The sequence below is a fragment of the Stenotrophomonas sp. SPM genome (assembly GCF_003105135.1).
Classification (GTDB): domain Bacteria; phylum Pseudomonadota; class Gammaproteobacteria; order Xanthomonadales; family Xanthomonadaceae; genus Stenotrophomonas.
This window is the reverse complement of the sequence record NZ_QETL01000210.1, coordinates 1-1,283: the sequence shown is the minus strand read 5'-3', so window position 1 is coordinate 1,283 and position 1,283 is coordinate 1. Positions and strand designations below refer to the sequence as shown.

The 1,283-nt window shown below is 69.5% G+C and carries 1 protein-coding gene; it reads left to right on the top strand.

The window, feature by feature from the left end:
- Positions 1-53 precede the first annotated feature (53 nt).
- Positions 54-1,226: a molybdopterin-synthase adenylyltransferase MoeB gene (gene moeB, locus DCO49_RS20045; protein WP_279325656.1), complete on the top strand. Its 1,173-nt coding sequence runs from the start codon at positions 54-56 to the stop codon at positions 1,224-1,226.
- Positions 1,227-1,283 lie beyond the last annotated feature (57 nt).

Sequence of the window (1,283 nt, the reverse complement as noted above, 5' to 3'; positions counted from 1 at the left end):
GTGCCGCTGCGCTCGCCGGGCATGGCCCGGCGCTACCGTGTAGAGCCGAGCCCATGCTCGGCTCAGCATGGGGTCGGCTCTACAATGGGCGCATGAGCATTCCAGAGCTTTCCCCGCAGCAGGCGCGGGCGCGTGTGGCCCGCGGTGCGGTGCTGATCGATGTGCGCCAGGCGCACGAGCGCGCCGGTGGCATGGCCGAGGGCGCGCGTGGCGTGGCCAAGGATGATCTGCTGGCCGATCCGACCGCGCACCTGCCGGTCCAGGGCCAGGACATCCTGCTGATCTGCCAGAGTGGCAAGCGCTCCGCCGACGCCGCGCAGGCGCTGCTGGCCGCAGGCTATTCAAACGTGGCGTCCGTGGCCGGCGGCACCGTGGCTTGGCGCGAGCAGGGGCTGCCGCTGGTGCAGCCGATGCTGGATGCCGCTGACCGCGACTTCTACGACCGCTACTCACGCCATCTGCTGCTGCCGCAGGTAGGCGAGGCTGGCCAGCGCCGCCTGCAGCAGTCGCTCGTGCTGGTGCTTGGAGCGGGTGGCCTGGGTGCACCGGCTGGCTTCTATCTGGCTGCGGCCGGCGTAGGGCACCTGCGCTTTGCCGACCATGACCGGGTCGAGCGCAGCAACCTGCACCGGCAGATCGTGCATACCGAGGCCAGCGTCGGCCAGCTGAAGGTGGATTCGGCGCGCGAACGGCTGCTGGCGTTGAACCCGTCCATCGAGGTCGAGGCCGTGCCCGAGCGGGTGACCTCGGAGAACGTCGATCGCGTGCTGGAGGGTGTGGACGTCGTGCTGGACGGCTCGGACAACTTCCCGCTGCGCTACCTGCTCAACGACGCCTGCATCAAGCACGCCAAGCCCATGGTCTATGCCGCCATCGAGCGCTTTGATGGGCAGGTAAGCGTGTTTGATGCCGGCCGCCAGCGTGGCGTGGCCCCGTGCTACCGCTGCCTGTTCCCTGAGCCGCCGCCGCCCGAGTTCGCGCCCAACTGTTCCGAGGCCGGCGTACTGGGTGTGCTGCCCGGCCTGGCCGGGGTGCTGCAGGCCACCGAGGTGCTGAAGCTGCTGCTGGGCATCGGCGAGCCGCTGGTCGGCCGTCTGCTGCGCTTCGATGCGCTGGGCATGCGCTTCCGCGAAACCCGCATCCAGCCTGATCACCAGTGCCCGGTGTGTGCGCCTGGGGTGCCGTTCCCGGGGTATATCGATTACGCCGCGTTCTGCCGGGGCTGACCTCTGTGGAGTCGAGCCATGCTCGACTGCCCTGCGCGGTTGGCCAAAGGCAGTCGA